We start from the raw sequence: 22,514 nt of genomic DNA, 5'->3' as shown, positions 1-22,514 counted from the left end.
ATTCTTTGAGATGGTCATATGCAAATTCTTCTACTGAACAAAGAGCTTGTTGACTTACCTTGTTAAGAAAACAACAATTTAAATTGTTTATTGATTGGGGAAACCAGATTTACTCGATAAACTTGGAGATTCTTACTTGCATTTATATCGCCTAAAGATTTTTGCCAATGTTCATATTCTCCAGCTAATAACGTCATTTGAACGCGTTCATCTTGAATATCTAAGGTACCGTTCTTCCAAAAATAATTACTCTCTTCGATTTTTTCGATTCCATTACCTTTAATAGTTATATTCGAGTCAAAAATAAATACAGCTTGAATAAACACATCGCTTAAGTCATCTGTTTGTAAATGAATGGTCCAGTCACTTTCTTCTCTCTTGATATCTACCCATACTCGGTGAGTCTGCATATGTGTAGTTTCTCTTAAATGATGAGGCAGGAGATACCATATACTTCGATCACCTTGCATGTTACTACTCGATATTGGTAAAGGACCTTTATAGCCTTTTTCTAACACAGTTGATAAACGATAACCATCATCTATTTTCTCCATTGAATCAAATTCAATTACACCTGGTGAAAAACTAGTGTATATTTGAGTACCCAACAGCTTTATTTTACCGTGACGTAAAGAAAAAAACGATGGGTTCATCCCCATTAATGTCGCACTTATATCATTTTTACGAAATCTAACAGTTTGTGCACCAAAGGAAGTATGCATGCTACTATGTTTTATTTTAGAATGATGACCTACCGTTTCCATTCTATTCAAATTATCTTTCACATTATAATTTTCGTTAATAAATAATTCATATTCTTTTGGTAGTTCAGCTCTTTCAATACTCTCATCCTGAATAAAAGGAAAAGCTAGGTAGCCGAGCATAATATGATTATTCACAGGGCCTAGGTCATTAAAATTTTCTAATGCTAAATCAGCCATCGCCATATATTCGGGATTTTCATCCTTAAAGGCCATTAATCGGTATATTAAGTGATACGGGGACAAATCAAACGTATTTCCAAGATCTTGTCGACCTGAATAATCCGTAACCACTTCTCCATTTGGATGTACAAGATATTTCATCATATCGAGATTTTTTCGTATATAATGAAATAACTCTGGCTTATCTAATAGTGATGCTGTGTGATATAAACAAATATTGCTGACGGAGTTATATATACCATTACTTCTTTCCGTCCATTCCCCATCTTCTGTTATGTCCATTCCTTCTTGCAACCATTCTTCTGATCTTTGTTTTAATTCTTGCTTATTAAAAATAGCATAAAGGTTGGACAGAGCCGAGGCTAACACCCAACGATGGTTAGGTGTATGGCAACCTCCAGTTAACATAGCTGGAATGGTTCTTTGTAAAAATAACTTTAGTTTTTTCATTAACCTTTCGGCACCATCTTTTTGTAATAACCAATACAGTTGTGCAAATCCTGTTATGATGAAGGCGGTATCTGGTGGTGAATGATAATTGGTCCAACCAGGCGATATCGTTCCATCCTCGTGTTGTTGATATAACATATAATCTAATGCGTTATCAATTTTTACCTCCAATTCATTTTGATGAAAGTATTCCGAATCTTTATTAACATATGAGCATATCCAGGCCCCAATTACACTACCAGTACCAGTGTGACTAGGGCTTGGAATACCTGTAGATAGATTAATAATACCTCCGAAGTATCTGCTATTTCTATCATTCACTTGATGCTTTATATACATCTTAGTATGTTCATCATTTTTATGAACAATTTTGTGATACCAATTCATTCTTCTTTCCTCCTCCTGGATGGCTATCATCTACTTATCCTTTCAAGCCTGAAGTCGCACTAGTATCCATGATATAACGTTGGAATACAATAAAAATAATGATCATCGGAGCTAAAGATATAATGGAAGACGATAGTAATAGCACCCAGTCTATGTTTTCCGCACCAATAATACTGCGTAATGCAATTTGGACAGTATATTTATTAGGGTCACTCAATACAATTAACGGCCAAATATAATCATTCCATCTCCACTGGAAAGAAAAGATCGCTAATGTAATAACTACAGGTTTAGCTATTGGTAACATCAATTGGAAGAATATTTTTCCTTCATTCGCACCATCAATTCTAGCAGATTCTAACAAATCATTAGGAACAGTCATAAAATACTGACGGAACATAAAAATCCCCGTTGCTGTATTAATAGATGGAATGATTAAACCTGCTAAACTATCATAAAGACCTAGTTCTAAAATTACAGAGAAAGTCGGATTCATAATGACCTCTGTAGGCAACATCGTAGTTGCTAACATACAGATTAAAAAGACATTTAACCATTTATAATTGTATTTAGCTAAGGCAAACCCACAAGTGGCACTTGCTATAACGGTTAATACAGTTGTGACTACTGCTACGATCAACGTATTCAAAAAGTATTTAATAAACTGCATTGTAGACCATGAATATGCATAGCCATCCAAAGTAGGGTTATCAGGGAAAATTGTTAGAGGATACGAAAACAACTCACTTCCCGGTTTAAAAGAACTTAGTAATAACCACAAAATAGGGAAAAGGTACATAAAAGCAACTATATAAAGTGCCGTAGTTAGCATTGCTGTTGAAAATCTGTCGGTTAATTTACTATTCATCTACCCTTCCCCCTTTCGCAAATTTAAATTGTAATAATGAAAATAAAAGTAAGATGACAAACAATACCATTGATGCAGCGCTTGCATATCCTACCCTCATTTGGTCAAACCCTGTTTCATAAATATATTGGACGATAAAAGTTGTATCTGTTCCAGGTCCACCATTAGTCAAGGATTGAACCATCGGAAACTCCTTCATCAAATTAAATACAGCCAGTAAAATAACTAGGAATGATGTCGATCTAATAGAAGGTAAAGTTATGTGCCAAAACTTTTGCCATCCAGAACCCCCATCGACATCTGCTGCTTCATATAGTGATTTCGGAATACTGATCAGAGCCCCCATGAATATGAGCATATTAAATGCTGTTCCTCCCCAAGCTGTAGCAAATAACACAACTAAAAAAGCAAAATTACCATTTGATGACCATGGTATCGGGTCTCCACCAATTAATTGAATCATATAATTAACAAAGCCAAAACTTTCACCAAACATCCATCTCCAAAGAACACCTACTACTATAGGTGAAATTAACCACGGGAAAAAGAAAATAATTTTCGCAACATTTTTACCTTTTGTATGCTTACTTGTAAGCATAACGGACACAAATAGTGATGTTACATAAACTAAAGGAACACCTATCAGTGTATACAAGAATGTCCGTGACATAGCCTTATAGAAACTTGAATCTTGAAATAAATTAATATAGTTTTCTAATCCAATAAACGTTGCTACATTGCCGTTATATTCGGTCAAAGAATAATAGACACCTAAAATAGCTGGCCACGCAAAAAAGACAAGAAACAATACCAAGTTTGCAGCTATAAAAATAAATGCCCATTTTTTATTTGTATCTTTCATGTAGCTTTGTCCCCTCCTTCACCATTTTCCGTAATGAATAGCGACCATATTTAATGGCCGCTATTACTAGCTATTAATCTATATAAGCTTCTGTCATTGCTGCTTTGACATTCTCAATAGCTTCATCTAAACTTTGCTCACCATTTAAAGTATTGATCATTTCATCAGCTAAGGTACTACTGACACTTCTTTGGGATACTAATTGTTTTACAACTAACTCATTACGCTGTTGGCTTGCAATGGGGTCTGAAGCAGCAATCTCGTCTTGATAAATTTTATACGCTTCTGGAGCCAATTCATATTCAACCTTTGCATCTTCCGTTACTGGTAAGTAACCACCGTATGTTGCCAACTGTTCGTAGTTTTCTTTTTGATATAACCAATCAATAAATTTTTTCGCTTGTTCTTCTTGACCAGATCCCTTAAATCCTACTAAATAGTTTCCACCAAGATTGGTAGCCCTTACATCTTGATACGGCATATATACTGCTTCCCATTCAAAATCTTTAATATTGGAAGCGAAGTCTGTGATTTGCCAAGAACCTGACATATAAGCAGCAACTCTACCGCTCTTAAACATAGCTGAGGCGTCTTCTCCTGCTGTCCAAACTGATTTCGGCATAATTGTATTGTCGTTCATATCTATAAATCGTTTAAGTGCACCTTTTGTTTCTTCGTTTGTCGTATATTTATCTCCATCTTGGTAGAAACCCTTACTTCCATGCTGATATAAAAACGCATTTAATCGATGCTCTGAGTTATCCATTACCATACCGTACTTTGCATCAGTTTTTTCAACTACTGTACTTACTGAACTTAGAAATTCTTCCCATGTCCACACTTCATCTTCACTTGTTGGGTAAGAAACACCTGCTTCTTCAAACAAAGATTTATTAATAAACATACCAACTGCCGTAAGGTCTAATGGTGGGGCAACTAATTTATCATCAACCGTAATTCCCAAATCAACCATGACATTATTCTTTTTAGCAATTTCCTTTAAATCCATTAACTTTCCGTTCCACGCTGGATTGAAGCCTGTAACGCGAGCCAATGCTGGCGGTTCTTCTGCTCGCATCATATTAGTAATTTTTGTTACCATATCATCATAAGGAACATCCACAACCTCAATCTCTATACCCGTTTCTTCTGTATATTTTTCTGACATTTTAGTTAGGGCAGAACCTTCTACAGTATCACCAGAGACATAAAATTGCATTTTTTCCCCGCTAGATTCAGATCCTGATTCTCCATTAGATTCACTATTATTGCCTGAACATGCCACTAATATTGTTGATAGTAATACAAAGAGTAATAAAAATATCTTCTTCATACTAAACCTCTCCTTTTTAAATACTTTTTCACACAAAATGTAAGGGCTTTCCTTTTCTATTAAAAAAATATCGCTCCCTTTCTTTCTGGATAATATAGTTAAGCGCTTTCTCACTTTGTATTTTATCAACTAATCTATTTAAAAACAAGTCTTTTATTTGAATTTTTAAAATATTCATTATAACATCAGCTTTTTAAATACATCAGACACAGGATCTTTATACTAACAAAAAGAAAGAACCGTGCGAAATTTCGCACGGTCCACTCTTAATTTGCTCTATTTTAGTTAAGCGTTTAATTTTTTAACAAGAAAAATTAACCATTCTAAATCATGCCTTGGCTCCTGACGTGTCCCTCACCATCAGTTTTGGTTTAAACAATATTCGTTCAGAATTTGGTTCCTCGTTATTAATATTGCTAACAATAACATCAACGACCTTTTTCCCCATTTCATTAATAGGTTGAGCAACAGTAGTAAGAGAAGGAACTGTTGTCGTAGCCAAAATGGTATTATCAAATCCAACAATGGACAAATCCCTAGGGATATCAATATCATGTTCTCTCGCTCCTTGAATGACACCAATTGCAATTAAATCATTACATGCAAATATAGCAGAAGGTCTTTCTTTTTTCTTTAGAATTTCTTCCAAACACTTCTTTCCATTTTCAATAGAGGCTGTTGTCTTTAATACCATTTCATCATTATATTTATATCCATGCGTTTCATATGCTTCTCTAAATCCATATATTCTCATTTTACTACTTAACCTTTGTTCAGCAATTATTACTATATTTTGATGACCTAAAGACAGCAAATGTGAAGTAGCCTCAAAACCACCAGTAAAATCATCAACAGAAACAGAGGTCACACCTAGAGAACCTGCATCTTGTGTTAACATCACCAGCGGTATCCCAGAATTTTTTATGTTTTCTAACAACTTTTTATCATGAAAGGATGAAGCAATAATGAAGCCATCTACTTGTTTTCTACGTAATAATTCCAAATACTTCTTTTCCTTTTCTTCATCTTCGTCTGTACTACACATAATAACACTTAACCCTCTCTCATGGGCTCTATCTTCAATAGTTCTAGCCATTTCCGAAAAAAAGGGATTGGATATATCAGGAACCAATAAACCAAGCGTCTGAGTTTTTTTTCCAGTTAAAGCAGAAGCCATGACACTAGGGAAATAATTTAATTCCTCCATTACTTTCATTACCTTCTGTCTTGTTGTATCTCGCATATTTCCTGTATTATTAATCACTTTTGATACTGTAGCTATTGAAACACCAGCTTTTTCTGCCACATCATAAATTGTAACCTTCACTTTATCACCAACTTCCATTAACCCTATACTAATCAGCATGATAACCTTTACAAACAAAATTACAATACTATCTTATCACACTGATAAAATAACATTGTAATAATTTGTTCATACAAATTTTTATTTTATAAAGTGAGACTTCCATCAGTGGGGGTTTTACGGACGATTAGCACCGTGATAAACTATTGAAATATTAAGCGTTAAATACCAGCTTCTTCTCGTAAATATCTTCGAGCAATCAATGCATGTTCTAACGGGTTTGCCTTTTCAGGATTCTGTTCTGCTTCAACTAATAACCAACCTTTATAGGTTGACTGAGAAAGTATTTCAAAAACCGGTTGAAAATTATAGGAGCCATCTCCTGGAACAGTAAACACACCTTCTTTAACAGCTTGCAGAAAACTTAACTTCTCTCTTTTTACAAGTTCGGCTACGTCATCTCGGACATCCTTTAAGTGAACATGCTTAATACGTGAAAGATACTTATTTAAAATATATAGCGGATCGTCTCCAGAAAAATAAAGATGCCCTGTATCAAATAATAAATAAACTAAATATTCCTCGGTCATGTCCATTAATCGGTCAATTTCTTCTGTTGTCTGCACACCAGTTCCCATATGATGATGAAACACCAACTTCATTCCTTTTTCGTTCGCTAATTCTCCAAGTCTATTTAGCCCGTCAGCTAAAACATGCCATTCTTGATCAGAGAATTTTGGTTTGTTTTCAAATAACGGTGTATCCATTTCTCCTTGAATACTTTTTCCTTGCTCAGATACCACAATCACTTTTGATCCCATTGCATGTAAAAAATCTCGATGCTGTATAAATGCTTCTTGTGTTTCCTCATATGGATTTGTAGTTAAGTAAGCACTAAACCATGCACTTGCGATACTTAGGCCTCTTAATTGAAGTGCTTTCTTTAGTTTATCTACTTCTTTTGGGTATTTATTGCCTATTTCTGTACCAGTAAAGCCTGCCAAAGCCATTTCACTAATACATTGTTCAAAAGGAATATCACCACCTAGTTCAGGCATATCATCATTTGTCCAACCAATTGGCGCAATCCCTAAATGAATAGCATTTTTATCAAACATCGTCTCACTCCTTATTTAATATTTTCTAGCCGATGCTAATTTCTCTTGTCTTGCTTTTGACGATTGCTGAATAGCTGATTTCGTTGCTACTTCTGCTACACCGACATTCCACCAAGCATCGTAACCATGTGTCATCGTTTTAGGTAATACTTTTATATCAATTAATGTGGATACTGGTTGCTTTTTGGCATCCTCTAATGCTGCAATTAATTCTTCAGGTGTAGTAGCAGTATATGTTGTAACGCCATAAGCCGCAGCATTCTCTGCGTAGGATATAGGCAAAATCTCACCCGTAAGTTGACGAGTCTGTTGATCACGCTTGCGAAATTCTGTACCAAAACTACCCATTCCATGATCCATTTGTAAGTTATTAATGCAACCAAATCCTGCGTTGTCAAATAACAGAACGTTAATCTTCTGACCTTCTTGAATACTAGTAATTAACTCTGAATGTAGCATTAAATAACTACCATCCCCGACCATTGCGTAAACTTCTTGTCGAGGTGAAGCTAGTTTAACGCCTAAGGAACCTGAAATTTCATATCCCATACAGGAATATCCATATTCTAGGTGGTAGGTATTCGGTCTTCGATTTATCCACATTCTCTGAAGGTCACCCGGGAGACTTCCTGATGAACCTACAATAATAGAATCATCTGCAATGTGTTGATTAATCACGCCGATAGCTTGGGTTTGTGTGAGAGAAGCTTGTAACACCTTTTGATATTCTGCTAATTGTTCATCTAAATGCCCTTCGATTTCTGGGGTGAAATCCGATGATTGATAGCTTATGTTATATAAGCGCCTAACTTCTTCCTGCCATTCTTTTTTAATATTATTTATTTCGTCCATATAAGACGTTTGGTAATCATGTTGCAACAATTGCTGATCCAAATGTTCTAAGGCCATTTTCGCATCTGCAACGAGCTTGTATGCATCTAATTTTGAAGCATGATAGTCTGAATTATTGATAGAAACAAAATCGACATCTTTATGTTGGAACAATTGTTTAGATGACGTTGTAAAATCGGTAAATCTCGTTCCAATACCGATGATCAAGTCAGCTTTATTAGCTATTCGATTTGCAGCGAAGTTACCTGTTACTCCAATTCCACCAAGGTTCATTGGATGATCACTTATGACCGCACTCTTACCAGCTTGGGTTTCTGCAAAAGGAATAATATATTTTTCACAAAACGAAGCTAATACATTTCCTGCCTCACTGTAACGAACGCCGCCACCACAAATAATGAGCGGTCGTCGTTTTCCTTTGATCAAGCTCACTACCTGATTTAATTCATAATCATCTGGTTTTCTTTTATGAAATCGATGTACCCTTTTTTCAAAAAAATAGTCAGGGTAATCATATGCCTCTGTCTGAACATCCTGTGGTATAGCTAGCGTAACCGCACCAGTCTCCGCTTGTCTCGTTAACACTCTCATTGCGTTAATTAGGGTAGTCATTAATTGCTCTGGTCTTGTTATTCTATCCCAATATTTACTTACAGGCTTAAATGCATCATTCGTTGATATCGTCAGGTCATGCGCTTGTTCTATTTGTTGCAAAACAGGATCTGGTTGACGCGAGGCAAACGTATCTCCCGGAATTAATAATAGTGGTATATTGTTCGCTGTGGCTGTTGCTGCAGCTGTTACCATATTGGCTGAGCCAGGACCAACAGATGATGTACAGGCAATTAACTGTTGATGAAGCTTTTGTTTGGCAAATGCGGCTGCAGCATGTGCCATTCCTTGTTCATTCCGCCCTTGATATACTTCTAAATCACCACTATCCTCTTCTAACGCTTGACCGATACCTAACACATTCCCATGGCCAAAAATAGTAAAAATACCCTTGAACAATTTATTTTCCTGACCCTCTACTTCGATATATTGTTGATTAAGAAATTTTACTAGAGCTTGCGAAGTTGTAAGTTTCATAAAAATCACCTCAATCTATTTGATTAAAAGGTTGCCAGATATTGAAATGTCATATCTGGCAATCTTTTTTGAAAGTTAAGAAAATTTGCGTATCTGTCTAGCTACGAATGCCCAGCGACTAGTGAGACTTCCCTCACCTCTGTACGATAAGTCAACATCGATTCGCTTGCAGCTCACCGTGTTTCCTTTATCTCCTACGGTTCAGTCCAGTCCATACGTCGCAAAGCGGGCGCTCTGCGCTTTTCTTCTTATACCCACCGTGCTGTTACAACTTTCTTTCTCGTGTAAAATTCTAAGCCATCTTTTCCATTCGCATGAAGGTCTCCATAAAAGGAATCCTTCCAACCCGAGAACGGAAAGAATGCCATCGGTGCTGGTACTCCAATATTTATCCCTAGCATGCCAGCATCAATTTTTTCCCGGAAAGTTCGGACACTCCCACCATTATTGGTAAATAAACATGCTCCGTTTGCAAATCTAGAACGATTCGTTAAGTCAATAGCTTCGTCAAGGTTCTTTACTCTAGCAATCGATAATACTGGGGCAAATATTTCATCTTGCCAGATCTTCATTTGGCTCGTTACTTGATCAAAAATAGTCGGTCCTACATAGTAACCTTTATCTTGATTTTTCTGATCGTTTCTTCCATCACGAATTAATTGTGCTCCTTCATTTATCCCCGTTTCTATATATTGCAGTGTTCTCTTTTTGTGTTCTTCACGAATCACTGGTCCTAGAAAGACATTCTCATCCAAACCATTTCCGATATTTATTTCATTTGCTTTTTGTACCATTAGATCAATAAAATCATCTACAATACCATCTTCAACTGCTACAACTGAACATGCCATACACCTCTCACCTGCAGAGCCAAATGAAGCATTCATGATTTGTGTTACGGCGTTTTCTAGGTTTGCATCTTGTAAAACTATAGAATGGTTTTTAGCTCCTGCCAATGCTTGCACTCGTTTAAGATTTTCTGTTCCTCGTTTATAGACATATTCTGCAACAGGTTGTGACCCAACAAAAGAAATGGCTCTGACATCTTGATGATCTAAAAGACCATTTACAACATCATGCGCACCATGCACTACGTTTAGCACTCCTTTTGGTAAGCCAGCTTCTTCAAATAATTCGGCCAATCGATTTGCTAATAGTGGCGTTTTCTCTGATGGTTTTAATATAAAGGTATTTCCTGCTACGATCGCTAATGGGAACATCCAACATGGCACCATACCCGGAAAGTTAAATGGTGTAATTCCACCAACAACTCCGATCGGATAACGGTATACACCAGATTCTAATCCTGTAGCAATAGAAGGCAATTGAGAACCCATCATCAAAGTCGGCGCACCTGATGCAAACTCAACACATTCAATGGCACGAAGCATCTCACCATGTGCTTCTTTTAAATTTTTACCATTTTCTTTTGTAATAATCTCCGCTAATTCGTCCCAGTGTTCGACTAATAACTGTTGATACTTAAAAAGGATTCGCGCTCTCTTCGGAACAGGAACTTCCTTCCATGATTCAAATGCCTCTTCAGCAGCTTCAACTGCTCGATCCAAATCTTCCTTCGTAGATAATGGCACTCTCGCCGTTTGCTCTCCTGTAGCAGGGTTATATACAACTTCTTCTTGTTCACTTTGAATATCTACCCATTCTCCACCGATAAAGTTCTGAAGTCTAGGTATTTGTGCATTTGTCATATCGTTCTCCTCCCAAATTACTTTCTTCTTTTCAGTTTAATTGGTTTGCCTGTAACAAGTTGATTTTGTGGATGGCTTCCTGCTTTACTTCATGCATAGGTGTTTTAAATAACTCTAACCTATCAAACACGTCAGATTTCTCATGTATTTCCTTACGTAGACTATTGCCAAAACGCATACGAATTGCTGTACCAATATTTACTTTGCAAAAATTCATTTCTGCAATTTGCTGTAAATCTTTATCTGCTAAACCAGTAGAACCATGCATCACTAGTGGTACTGAAACGCACTTTTGAATATTCCCGATTAATTGATAGTCAATTCTAGCTGATTGTGTCTCCATTCTATGAGTTGTACCTACAGCTACCGCCAAAGCATCAACATTTGTTTCTTTAGCAAATACTTTTGCCTCTTGAGGGTCGGTTAAATTGCCATTACTTCCAGTCGTTGTATCACTATAACCAACAGAACCAATCTCACCTTCCACTGAAACACCGAAAGCGTGGCCAAGTTTTACAACGTCTTTTGTATTCTTTACATTTTCTTCAAAAGGTAAGGCTGAACCATCATACATAACGGAGCTATACCCAGTCGCTATGGCTTGCGCAACAGTTTCATAATCCTGCCCATGATCAAGATGCACAACTACTGGGACTTTTGCTTTCTTTGCCATTTTGACAAGCATCCCTCCAATCACATCTATCGGCATGTGTTGAATGGCTACTTTATTAGTGGCTAAAATAACCGGTGATCGTATTTCTTCAGCTGCATCAATAACTGCTTTCGCATCTTCATAACCAAACACATTAAATGCAGGAATGGCACACTTCTTAGCTAAGGCTTGCTGTAACAAATGGTTTAAAGTGACTAGCATAATGCACCAACTTTCATTCTTTCTCACTTATCGAGGCCGACGTTAAAAATTCATTAATTTCCTTCACTGTCGGCATCGCATCTGAACAACTGTGCTTCGAAATAACAATAGATGCGGAAGCGCTACCAAATCGCATTGCCTTATCCAAGTCCCAGCCATTTATTAAACCGTATATAAAAGATGAAGCATATGCATCTCCTGCTCCAAATGTCTTTAATACTTTAGTTTTGAATATCCCACTTCGTTCCGTCTGCCCTTCTTTTGTATAAGCAATAGAGCCTTCAGAACCATGTTTAATCACAACGATTTCCGCTGAATAGTCAAACCATTTCCGTGCTGTTTTATGATCATCTTGACTAAAGTTCTCAAATTGCTCCATCATATCAAACTCTTCTCTAGTACCTATAATCACATCGCATTTTTCAGCTACAAGATTGTAATATACAGCTGTTTCCTTATCATCATTCCAGCTATATGGGCGGTAATCTAAGTCAAAAAAGATAATCACTCCATGCTTTTTAGCGTAATCCAAAGCTAGAAAGACTGCTTCTCTAGATGGACTTGCAGCAAGTGCTGTACCCGAAATTAATAAAGCCCTGGATTGTTGAATATAATCTTCGGATACATTCGATGTATCTAACTTTAAATCAGCAACATTATCTCGATACATTAATATACTACAATCTTCTGGACTCTTGATTTCAGTAAATGCTAAACCTGTTACCGCTCCTGTATCATCAACAGAAACACCATTGATATCTATATTGTTTTTCTGTAAATATTGCTGAATAAAACGACCCATTTGATCATCAGAAACTTTTCCAATAAATCCACTTCTCAACCCGAGTCGTGCCGCTCCAATTGCTATATTGGCTGGTGATCCGCCTACATATTTTGTGAAAGAAGTTGTTTCTTCCATCGGACGATTAAATTGATCAGCATTTAAATCGATACAAAGTCTACCTATACCCACTAAATCTATGGAACGATCCGACTTAAAATCTAAATTATACATATTGAGCCTCCTCTAAAAATAAAGCGCTTAACTAAAAAGTATTAAAATAACCACTCATGATCCTTATCATTATGAAACTTCCATGTTCTCACAGGTCCTGCCATCACATTTAAATAATAGGACTCATAACCGGGTACACAAGACACTGGATGATACCCTTCCGGAACAAGGACTACATCGCCATTTTCAACACTCATCGTTTCATTCAAGCTTCTATCATCATTATAGACTCGCTGAAATACAAACCCTTGTGCTGGATTCACCTTATGATAATAGGTTTCTTCTAAATAAGACTCTTCTGGCAAATTATTCTGATCATGTTTGTGTGGGGGATAACTGGACGTGTTGCCATCCGGTGTAAATACTTCAACAACTAATAAACTGTCGGCTTCTTTTTGTTCTGGCAAAATATTGTGAATTTTTCTACTCATTTTTCCTGAGCCTCTATCTTCTTGACCTACATCCTTCGGTTCTATTAATCTAGTTTGATAACTGGATTGCCCTGGAGCTAGGCAAATAGCAATTTCCAAATTCGTTCTTGCTTCGATTGAATATTGATTTTGATTAGGAACGTATACGGAATATGGTGGAATCTTCTCAAATACACTCTTTCTTTGACCTATATCGGAGAAACTTCTGTCATTGGTTTGAATATTAGCCTTTCCACTTAAAATAACAATGCAAACTTCATTATTATTTGTTGTTTTGCTAAGTTTTTTCCCTTTGTCAAGCTGATACACCTCAAAACCTACGTATTTCCAGCCCACTGATTCAGGAGCTATCTTGATTACATTTCCCTCACTATCCCTCTGGTGTGGCTTTTTTAACAATGACGACATGGATGAATTCCTCCTTTTTAAATTTCATTTAGTGGAACAGAACGCTTTTCTTTCCATGCTTTTTTTGTAGCAATTGCTAACTTTTGAGCTTGAAGTCCGTCTTCACCAGTACAAGTCAATGGTTCATGATTAATTATTGCTTTTGCAAACTCTTGAATTTCCTTATAAAAGGCATCTTTGTATCTATCTAGAAAGAAATACTTAGGATGATCTAGGGTAACGGATTCTTTTGTTGCTATCTGGACATTTGACGTTCTTTCATTGTCAGCCATGACCATTCCTTTTTCCCCAAAAACTTCGATTCGTTGGTCATATCCATATACTGCTTGCCTACTATTATCAATAGTTGCTAATGTTCCATCTTCAAAGATTAAAGTAACAATTGCCGTATCCACATCATCATACTTTTCAAAACATGGATCGACTAGATTAGCAGTAGCTACGGATACCAACTTTACTTCACTGGAGGATAAATATCTAATCATATCAAAATCGTGGATCGTCATATCAAAGAACATACCACCTGATGATTTGATATACGTTTCATTTGGTGGCTTAGGATCACGTGATGTAATTTTAATGATATGCGGTTTCCCAATTTTTCCCTCTTGTACTGTTTGATATATTTTCCTAAAATGTGTGTCAAACCTCCTGTTAAAACCTATTTGTAATTTCACTCCTGCTTCTTCCACTATTTGTAGAGCAGCCTTTGTTTCTTCCAAACTGAAACTGATTGGTTTTTCACAAAATATGTGTTTTCTTGCCCGTGCACACTTTTCAATATAATAACAATGTGTGTCAGTGGAGGAACAAATAAAGATTGCATCAATTTCTTCGTCTTCTATTAGACTAGAAGGATCTGTTGTAATGATCGGCACATTCTTTTCAATAAATGTTCCTTTTAAATGACCAATATTAATATCACAAATTCCTTTTAACTCTATGGAGGGCGTACTGATAATATGCTCAGCATGTAACTGTCCGATCCTCCCCGCTCCTATAATTCCAATTGTCATATCTGCCATAACGTGTACTCCTTTTCAAAAAATAAACGACAATTCACATTAAGAAAACGCTTAACTTTTAATGAACACTTTATAAAAAAATTGTCATAAATTGTACTATGTTTCTCCTAAGAGAAAGCGCTTAACTAATACTATCATAATATTATATTATTTTATAGTCAATATTTATTTTTATTTGATTTATAAAGTGAGACTTCCATCAGTGGGGGTTTTTGATCCCCACTGATGGTTAGTGAAACTTATCAGGGTGTTAGCGTCCGTTATTCCCACTTAGCTTCTTTGATTTACTCGAACCTTGAAGTGGGGGTTTTACGGCCGATTAGCACCGTGATAAAATGAGACAGAGGACAGCCCCTACCTTAATGTAGGACAAAAAGAAAGAATTGTAGATACTAAATAACCCGCAGTGGCTACTACGGGTTATCGACAAGAGTTCCATCAGAGTGAAATAACGACAGATATCATATAAGCTATATTCCATATTATTTTAAATCTTTTTTTTGCATCCTAAATACAATATTATCCGTCCGCTCTCCAGGAAGGTCTATTTTATATCGACCGAAGTTTTTTATAATCAGGAAATACTTTCTACAGCCCATCACCATTGATAACATGTTTTCTATTTCGTGCACTTCCACAGCTATCTCGAATGACAAGCTTAGTTGGAACAATTACTTTCAGTGGGAGTTCTCTTCCATTAATTTTATCCAATAGTAGCCTTACTCCTGTCCTCCCCATTTCTTCTGTATACACTTTTACGGTTGTTAATGGTGTACTGGTAAATTGAGCCATTTCAATATCATCAAAGCTAACTATTGCCATGTCTTCAGGTACGCGTAAATCAGCCTCTTGCAGTGCTTTCAAAGCGCCAATTGCCATTGGATCACTTGCAATAAAAAATGCTTCAGGTATATTTTCTGTTTCAATTGCTTTTTTCATTAATTGATACCCATAAGAGATAGTGAAATCTCCAATAAAAACATGTTCAGAATTATAGATACCGCGTTGTTTCATTATGGTCTTAAAAGTTTTTTCTCTTGGATCCTCCACCTTGTGATAACCAATATCTGAATGTTCTAATTGTCTTCCCCCAATAAAACCTATATGTTGATAACCATTAGCGAATAAATGATTAATGATCTTCTTGGTAGCGCCCTCAAAATCAATTACCACTGAATCAAATTTTTCTTCATCAGGTGCAAAATCTATATAAACAATATTTTTTATTTGATTACTATACTTTTGAATGGATTCTGGACTGTACCTGCCAACTATGATTAACCCATCAAAATCCTCAGTGAGTTGAGTTGCTGAGAATGAATGAGCTCGAAAAAGCTCGGTAACATGGATACCACATTCGAGACATTCCTTCTCAATTCCTTGTCTAATCGGAAGAAAATAAGGATCATTTAACTCTTCCTGCAACGATTGACACAATACAATTCCAATCTTTATTTTATTTTTTTTATCCATTGTTCGCTGTTCAAACTTACGCTCTCTAACTGTTTTATAACCAAGTTCATTGGCTATTTCGAGAATCCGTTTTCGCGTTTCGGACGCAACAGAAAGTGTTTGGTCATTATTTAACACTCTTGAAACTGTTGTCGCTGATACATTAGAGCGTAATGCAATATCCTTTATCGTAGCCATATAAAACAACCTCACTAATATACGCATTCTATTTCTACTAGTATAACACTAATCATTAGTTACTTACATTAGAGAAGTTAATTAGAAAAACAGCTTAAACTTCAAACAATTGGCAGGGTTGTAATGATAAAGAATGAGGTTAGTTTTGTAATAGGTTCATGTATAGAAAAATCCCCACTATTCTTTACGTCATAGTAGGGAAATTGTTAACTAACCTTTTATACCTGTTAGTGTTACACCTTCAATAATATGTCGTTGAGCAAACATGTAAACAATGATAACCGGTATAACGGATATTGTTGCACCAGCCATCATATAGGACCAGTTCGTTACATATAAACCTTTAAAATTATTAAGTAATAATGGGACAGTGAAATTCTCAGGGGTCGATAAATAAATTAAGGCGTCGATAAAATTGTTATACGTACCCATGAAGATAAATATACCAACAGCAGCTAGCGCAGGACGAATTAATGGTAATATCACATTCCAATAGATTCGAAGTGGATTGGCACCATCCATAACTGCTGCTTCCTCTAATTCCTTAGGGATCCCTCTAATAAATTGACGTAATAAAAAAACAGCAAATGCATTGAATAAGGCACCAGGCACAATTAGCGATAAATGGGTATCGAGCCAATTAATTTTATCCATAATTAAATATAATGGAATCATTGTAACTTGTTTTGGAATCATCATTGTTGCTAGAAACAATATAAACAGAAAATCAGATCCACGAAAACGTAGCTTAGCAAAAGCATATGCAGCCATTGATCCAGTAAATAGCTGTGCCACTACTACAATTGCAGTAATGTAGAAGCTATTCCAATAGGCTCTACCGAACGGCATTGCGGTAAAGGAATCCACATAGTTAGACCATACGATAGGATCCGGAATCCAAACAGGTGGTACTGCAAAGATTTGGGACATATCCTTTAATGAACTACTAATTGTCCATAGAAAAGGAAATACCATAACAAAAGCACCAAGTGCCAAGACAATATGCAGTAAAATTCTTGAAGGTTTGATTTTTTTCTTAGATTCAGCTACTGTCGCGACATTATCGTTTAATACTTGTGTATTAGTCTTCATAGTGGACCCACCTTTTTTGTAGCTTAAATTGAACTAGTGTAAAGATTAGGATAACAACAAACAAAATCATTGCAGCTGCAGAACTTTCACCAAATCGAAAATCGACAAAGGCATTATCATAAATATGAAATACCATCGTATAACTCGCCTTACCAGGACCACCATTTGTCATAACAAATGCTTGATCAAACACTTGGAATGAACCAATAATAGCCATAATTGCGACAAAAAAAGTAGTTGGAGAAAGCATCGGGAGTGTAATACTCCGAAATTGCTGAAATTTTGATGCTCCATCAATTTCTGCAGCTTCATAATATGATTTTGAAATACCTTGAAGTCCTGCTAAAAAAATAACCATATTATAGCCAAGTTGCCACCATATACTTAGTACAGCAATCGAGATCATGACGAGATTCGTATTCGTTAACCAGTTTGGTCCATCAACACCGATCAATGCCAGCATTTGATTTAAAATCCCAATATCGCCATTTAAAATCCACATCCAAATAACCCCAATAGAAACAGAGCTTGTGACAACTGGCATAAAATAGAATAAACGGTATATCTCTTTACCTTTGATTTTATTGAGCGCAACTGCAAGGAGCAGAGAAATTAACAAACCAATTGGTACAGTAAAGATAGTATATAAAATTGTGTTATAGGTTGCTGTCCAAAATTCCGAATTCGTAAACTGATAAATAAAATTATCTAGTCCTACAAAAGACCTTTCTCCAAAGCCATCCCATTTCATAAAACTTAATACTAGTGCAGATGATAGTGGGATAATCGCAAAGAAAATCAAACCGAGTAACTGTGGTGTAAGAAATACAAGTCCCCAAAAGACGTTGTTTTTTTGCACATTGCTCACCTCTTTATAAGATATATGGAAGGAGGAGTGGAGTAGGATAACCTACTCCCACTGCTTCATGATTTTACTGATTCTTATAATCTTCAATCATTTTCTCAGCTTTTTCTGATACTTCCTTAATCGTTTCCTCTGGTGTCTTCTCACCTAAGAACATCAGATCAAACATATCGGTTACTTCTTGATCTAGTCCTGGAATAACAGATTGATTTGATTCTACTTTTCCTATATCACGAGCATCAATTAAATAACCTGCATGTTCTGGTACTTCTGCATTTTCGATAATGTCATCCACACTTTCAATAGATGGTACTGCATTTCCGTTTCCTTCTAGGCGAGCTCTTTGCCCTTTTTCAGAAGTATAGAAAGAAAGGAATTTTTTTGCTTCCTCTAGATTATCGGAATCAGTTGTTGTAGATAAGTAAGCGGTTGCAATAACGGCAGGCTCCATTTTCTCACCTGTATTGGTTGGCCATGGTATATAATCAAATTCAAGGTTTTTATTTTCACTAAACATCGGTGTATACCAACGACCAGCGGCTGCAAAAGCTGTTTGATTGGACATAAACATCGCATCAGGTCCTTGCCCTTCTGGTAATGAGCCAGCGTACTTGAAGTTACCATCTGAAATATTTTCATTTAAATAAGCAATGGCTTCCTGAGCTTTTTCGTTATCTTGCAAAATCATATTTCCCTCATCGTCATACATCTGTCCACCGTTTGACCAAATCCAGCTAAACATGTGTAACGAGGAATTTTCAGCTACAAAGCCATATTTTCCTGATTCGGTAACTTGTTTGTTTACTTTCGCAAAATTTTCCCAATTCCATTCTCCTGCTTCAAACAATTTCTGTGGCTCGTTTGGATCCAATCCAGCCTCCTCTAATACCTTTTTATTGTAATAAAGAAGCAAAGGATTAGAGTCCACTGGTGTACCATAAATCTCTTCACCTTTTTTTGCGGATCCCCATAATCCATTCGCAAATTCATCCGGTTTAACAAAGCTCTCGTCTGAATTTAAAAATTCTGATAATTCAGCTACTCTATCTGTCTCGATTAACTGTGACATGTATTCAGCGCCAACATAGAACAAATCAGGTGATTGACTACCTTGTAACTGTGTTAGTAACTTTTGTTTATAAGTATCACCAGGCCCCGGTATTAATTTGACTGTTACATCTGGATTCTCTTCTTGATAGGCATCAATCGCTTTTTGATATACTTTGATTTCCGCTGGATTCCCCCATGCAGTCATTGTTAATTCTATCTCTCCACCACTAGAATTACCCGAGGATGAGCTACCTGAATCTGAGCTACAAGCTGACAATAACAATACAACAAATACCAAAGCTAAAAATCCTTTTACAAACCAACTTAATCTACCTTTCATTTTCATTCCTCCTCAACACTCAAATTTTAGTGTTATTTTAGTAAAACAACATTAAACAATTATATGATACCAATAAAATAAAACGCTTTCAATATATTTTTTTAATAATATTTGTAAAAAAATTCAATATTTTATATTTTATTTTCGCAAATCAAAAGATATACAATGTAATCAAGTAGTAATTATTTACTAAATTTTTTATATGCATATTTTCTGATTTCTAATCAATTGGCACCGCAAATCTTCTCCATCGCGACGTCTTACATATTTTGGCTAATATAATCTCAAGCAAGTTCTACACTTTATTTATATTTGTCAAAATTCCTTAGCTAACTACTCCAGGTAATACAAGACTTTTTGGCGATACTAGATCAGGCCCTTTTATCAGTCCAATACTCGTATGTAAATTCGCGTAGTATTCGTCATATTCTACACATCTTTAATAAAATACTTATCTTGAGTCTCACCAAACATTTTTTATCATTCACCACCAAACAAGTTCCAAATAACCATTTCGGTATCATCTTGCGAAATCTTCTTATCATTCCCTAATGAATAAAACAACCAACGAAATGCACGAAATTAACGCAATAAACAAAAACAGCAATAAGCCCACTGATCCCCCATTAACAAGTCATTTGGATTACAATCATTATGTTTTATTACAGTTTTTTCGTTTATTCAAGTATAGAATACGCTTCCATTTTATAGAAGTCAACATTAATTCAAGAAATAAAATTAACATTTATATATATTGATTTTTGCCAATCAACTAATATAAAATATTAATTAAATAAACTTATTGTTCTAATTGAAACAAATCCCTATTATTACAACCTTTATTTAAACTAGCTCTTAAAAATTTAATTATGCATTATGCAGATCATTATCATGTATTAATACATATTTTTTGTATTAATGACAAATTTTGATCATTATCTGTAGTTTTCATTAACCGTTCAGGAATTTCAGTCTAAAACTAAAAAAGCATTAGAATGGTTGATATATCAATCATTCTAATGCAAACACACAGTCTAGTTTCTAACGAAAGTAAATTCAAAAAAATATATTCTATATTATTTTAAATCTGATTTTAGCATCCCAAAAACAATACTATCCGTCCACTCTCCCTTACTCCAAAAATCCTGAATAAAGTGAGCCTCTTTTCTCATACCAATTCTTTCGCATAACTTAATGGATGCTTGATTTTTTGCATCTAAAGTTGCTTGAATACGATGTACATCATAGTCATTAAATAAATAGAACAACAAAGCTTTCATAGCTTCAGTTGCGAACCCTTGTCCACTTACAGACCTTGAAAAAGTATAGCCTACTTCAACCGTGTCTTTCATGCCTGTATACCATACGGATAGATCACCTATCACTCTGGTATTATGTAATACAGCCAAACTTAAAGAGCTGTTCTGCGTTAATGTATTATTAGTTATTTTCTTTTGAAAATTAATATGCTTGTTTTCATGTGTCCATCTATCATGTAACAAATACCGACATGTTAATTCATCGTTATAAATAGCAAATACTTCATCTAAATGATTTTCTGCAAAATTTTTAATAATAAGTCGATCAGTTTCTATGTACATATAACCTCGTCCTCCTAGTGATACCCATTATTTAAATTATACTACTAAATAATGGGTATCTTGAACCTTTTGTAGTGGGGCCATAAAGTGAGACTTCCACTAGTAGGGTTTTTGGCCCCCACTAATGGTTAGCGAAACTAAGTGGGTGTTAGCGTCCGTTACCCCCACTTAGTTTTTTTGAATTACTTGAACCTTGAAATGGAGGTTTTATAGACGATTATCACCGTGATAAAAAATATTACTTTTTTCATCAATTTAGATTACTTATCTTCTACTTCAAGCAAATAATACTTTTGATCGAATCCACCTCTGTCTATAAACTTCCTTTGTCTTACAGCTAATAATTCTTCTTTCGTTATTCCATGTATTTCTGTCATAGCAAAAATCACTTCCAATAAATCAGCCAACTCCTCAACAGCTTCATCATTATTCGCTGCCTTTTGATATTCCGTCCATTCTTCTTGAAATTTCTCTTGTATTGCTGAATGAAATTGGTCTTTGTCTAAATGTTTTAAACGATATGTTAAATTATTCTGCTCTAAAATTTCTGGTATTTTATCACGTACTAGCTTATTGTAAGTTGGCATGGTATCATCCTTTATTTAAAAGTAAGTATTGCAATCACCTCGTATGAAACGCTGTAGTTGACAATTCACAAATTCTCACCGATTATGTTATAATAAAAATGAGCAATGCGTATACTAAATAACCCGCAGATGCTACTGCGGGTTATGTATAAGCGGTTCCCCCAAAGGGATCGGCTATCAAAGGATTAATAGACCTCTCCTAGTTACTTGTTGGGCAAATAGGGAGGTCTATTTTCTATTGATCAAAGAAACTATCAAATATGCTCCTATTTGTAATATTAGTCAAAATTGTGTTGATGAAGGTTGGCTAAATAAAAAACAATCATAGATTATCCCTATAAGTCAGCGTCATCCTCTGCTCCTTAATGTCATCCACCTGATCATTTAAGTTGGTAACCAATTTAACAATTTGTTGATCTACATCCTCCACGATCTGCAAATTTTCACGTTTGAGCCGCTGTGTTTGTTCAAGCATCGAATCAATAATCTCACCTTTTTGATCTTCGTTAATAAAGATGGAATCGATTAATTTATAAAAATGATCATCTTGTTCAACTATTTCTTCTGTATGGCGTTTCAGAATTGTTTTTTTGTGTTGCAAATCTTCACTGTCCATTATTACTTCGCTTATAGTTATCGTATGAAGGGTTTCGTTCAA

Annotated in this window: 19 protein-coding genes; all 19 read right to left on the bottom strand. The window is 35.6% G+C overall.

Annotated features, from left to right (window positions below; translation table 11 throughout):
- Positions 1 to 62: 62 nt before the first annotated feature.
- Positions 63 to 1,781 (bottom strand): hypothetical protein, encoded by a 1,719-nt coding sequence (locus ACTWP4_RS07295; protein ID WP_443128101.1) that lies wholly within the window; start codon positions 1,779 to 1,781, stop codon positions 63 to 65.
- Between the two features lie 34 nt (positions 1,782 to 1,815).
- On the bottom strand, positions 1,816 to 2,649 hold the full coding sequence (locus ACTWP4_RS07290; RefSeq protein ID WP_443128100.1) for a carbohydrate ABC transporter permease: 834 nt from the start codon (positions 2,647 to 2,649) through the stop codon (positions 1,816 to 1,818).
- A complete protein-coding gene (locus ACTWP4_RS07285; protein ID WP_443128099.1) occupies positions 2,642 to 3,511 on the bottom strand; it encodes a carbohydrate ABC transporter permease in 870 nt (289 codons plus the stop codon). The genes ACTWP4_RS07290 and ACTWP4_RS07285 overlap by 8 nt, the downstream gene beginning before the upstream one ends.
- Positions 3,512 to 3,584: 73 nt before the next feature.
- Positions 3,585 to 4,844 carry an ABC transporter substrate-binding protein gene (locus ACTWP4_RS07280; protein ID WP_443128098.1) on the bottom strand — a complete coding sequence of 420 codons (1,260 nt, stop codon included), beginning with the start codon at positions 4,842 to 4,844 and terminating at the stop codon, positions 3,585 to 3,587.
- 328 nt (positions 4,845 to 5,172) lie between these two features.
- Positions 5,173 to 6,210 carry a LacI family DNA-binding transcriptional regulator gene (locus ACTWP4_RS07275; RefSeq protein WP_443128097.1) on the bottom strand — a complete coding sequence of 346 codons (1,038 nt, stop codon included), beginning with the start codon at positions 6,208 to 6,210 and terminating at the stop codon, positions 5,173 to 5,175.
- A 161-nt stretch (positions 6,211 to 6,371) separates the two neighbouring features.
- Entirely contained in the window at positions 6,372 to 7,268 is an 897-nt protein-coding gene (iolE, locus tag ACTWP4_RS07270) for a myo-inosose-2 dehydratase (protein ID WP_443128096.1), read from the bottom strand.
- Between the two features lie 15 nt (positions 7,269 to 7,283).
- Positions 7,284 to 9,209, bottom strand: coding sequence for a 3D-(3,5/4)-trihydroxycyclohexane-1,2-dione acylhydrolase (decyclizing) (gene iolD / locus ACTWP4_RS07265; protein ID WP_443128095.1), 1,926 nt, complete (start codon positions 9,207 to 9,209; stop codon positions 7,284 to 7,286).
- A 248-nt stretch (positions 9,210 to 9,457) separates the two neighbouring features.
- Positions 9,458 to 10,918: a CoA-acylating methylmalonate-semialdehyde dehydrogenase gene (locus ACTWP4_RS07260; protein ID WP_443128094.1), complete on the bottom strand. Its 1,461-nt coding sequence runs from the start codon at positions 10,916 to 10,918 to the stop codon at positions 9,458 to 9,460.
- 31 nt (positions 10,919 to 10,949) lie between these two features.
- Complete coding sequence (locus ACTWP4_RS07255) at positions 10,950 to 11,792, bottom strand: class II fructose-bisphosphate aldolase (protein WP_443128093.1); 843 nt, start codon at positions 11,790 to 11,792, stop codon at positions 10,950 to 10,952.
- Between the two features lie 13 nt (positions 11,793 to 11,805).
- Positions 11,806 to 12,807 carry a 5-dehydro-2-deoxygluconokinase gene (gene iolC, locus ACTWP4_RS07250; RefSeq protein WP_443128092.1) on the bottom strand — a complete coding sequence of 334 codons (1,002 nt, stop codon included), beginning with the start codon at positions 12,805 to 12,807 and terminating at the stop codon, positions 11,806 to 11,808.
- Positions 12,808 to 12,848: 41 nt separating this feature from the next.
- Positions 12,849 to 13,646 carry a 5-deoxy-glucuronate isomerase gene (iolB, locus tag ACTWP4_RS07245; RefSeq protein ID WP_443128091.1) on the bottom strand — a complete coding sequence of 266 codons (798 nt, stop codon included), beginning with the start codon at positions 13,644 to 13,646 and terminating at the stop codon, positions 12,849 to 12,851.
- Between the two features lie 17 nt (positions 13,647 to 13,663).
- A complete protein-coding gene (gene iolG, locus ACTWP4_RS07240; RefSeq protein WP_443128090.1) occupies positions 13,664 to 14,671 on the bottom strand; it encodes an inositol 2-dehydrogenase in 1,008 nt (335 codons plus the stop codon).
- A gap of 588 nt (positions 14,672 to 15,259) precedes the next feature.
- Positions 15,260 to 16,321, bottom strand: coding sequence for a LacI family DNA-binding transcriptional regulator (locus ACTWP4_RS07235; RefSeq protein ID WP_443128089.1), 1,062 nt, complete (start codon positions 16,319 to 16,321; stop codon positions 15,260 to 15,262).
- Positions 16,322 to 16,531: 210 nt separating this feature from the next.
- Positions 16,532 to 17,413, bottom strand: a complete 882-nt coding sequence (locus ACTWP4_RS07230; RefSeq protein ID WP_443128088.1) for a carbohydrate ABC transporter permease — start codon at positions 17,411 to 17,413, stop codon at positions 16,532 to 16,534.
- Entirely contained in the window at positions 17,403 to 18,272 is an 870-nt protein-coding gene (locus ACTWP4_RS07225) for a carbohydrate ABC transporter permease (RefSeq protein WP_443128087.1), read from the bottom strand. The genes ACTWP4_RS07230 and ACTWP4_RS07225 overlap by 11 nt, the downstream gene beginning before the upstream one ends.
- A gap of 73 nt (positions 18,273 to 18,345) precedes the next feature.
- Positions 18,346 to 19,668 carry an ABC transporter substrate-binding protein gene (locus tag ACTWP4_RS07220; RefSeq protein WP_443128086.1) on the bottom strand — a complete coding sequence of 441 codons (1,323 nt, stop codon included), beginning with the start codon at positions 19,666 to 19,668 and terminating at the stop codon, positions 18,346 to 18,348.
- A 1,076-nt stretch (positions 19,669 to 20,744) separates the two neighbouring features.
- The gene (locus ACTWP4_RS07215) at positions 20,745 to 21,269 is read right to left on the bottom strand and encodes a GNAT family N-acetyltransferase (protein WP_443128085.1); all 525 of its coding nucleotides are present in this window, start codon (positions 21,267 to 21,269) and stop codon (positions 20,745 to 20,747) included.
- Between the two features lie 260 nt (positions 21,270 to 21,529).
- Complete coding sequence (locus ACTWP4_RS07210) at positions 21,530 to 21,856, bottom strand: nucleoside triphosphate pyrophosphohydrolase (RefSeq protein WP_443128084.1); 327 nt, start codon at positions 21,854 to 21,856, stop codon at positions 21,530 to 21,532.
- A gap of 322 nt (positions 21,857 to 22,178) precedes the next feature.
- Positions 22,179 to 22,514: a hypothetical protein gene (locus ACTWP4_RS07205; RefSeq protein ID WP_443128083.1), complete on the bottom strand. Its 336-nt coding sequence runs from the start codon at positions 22,512 to 22,514 to the stop codon at positions 22,179 to 22,181.

Source organism: Gracilibacillus sp. D59, from assembly GCF_052246695.1.
Lineage (GTDB): Bacteria > Bacillota > Bacilli > Bacillales > Amphibacillaceae > Gracilibacillus.
Note: the sequence above shows the minus strand (reverse complement) of the source record. Positions and strands in the feature narration are given on the sequence as shown.